The 504-nt window shown below is 70.4% G+C and carries 1 protein-coding gene; it reads left to right on the top strand.

Annotated features, from left to right (window positions below):
* The coding region (locus JNK74_30565) for a methyl-accepting chemotaxis protein (protein ID MBL7650511.1) at nt 1–504 on the top strand (504 nt) is incomplete at both ends.

Genomic DNA, 504 nt, shown 5'->3' on the forward strand with positions numbered 1-504 from the left:
CTTGCCGACCGCGCCGCGACTGCGGCGGCACGCGCCACCAAGACCGTCGCCGGCCTCGCCCACTCGTCGAGCGAAATCGGCGAGGTGGTTGGCTTCATCACCAATATCGCCAAGCAGACCAACCTCCTCGCCTTGAACGCCACCATCGAGGCCGCGCGCGCCGGCACCGCCGGCCGGGGCTTTGCCGTCGTCGCCCACGAGGTCAAGGGATTGGCCACCGAGACGCAAAAGGCCACCGACAACATCCGCAACCGCATTGGCAGCCTGCGCGCCGATGCCGCCGCCTCGATCGACGCGGTTGGCGAGGTGACTGCCGTCATCGACGGCATCCGCCCGGTCTTCGCCGCCGTCGCGGCCGCGGTCGAGCAACAGATCGCCACCATCGCCGAGGTCGCCCGCACCGCCGGCGCCACTGCCGCCTTTGTCGACCGCGTCGCCGATGCCGCCGCCCACATCGAACAGGAAGTTGCCACCGCCGAAAGCGTCAACACCGCCGCCGACCTG

It is taken from the genome of Candidatus Hydrogenedentota bacterium (genome assembly GCA_016791475.1).
Lineage (GTDB): Bacteria > Hydrogenedentota > Hydrogenedentia > Hydrogenedentales > JAEUWI01 > JAEUWI01.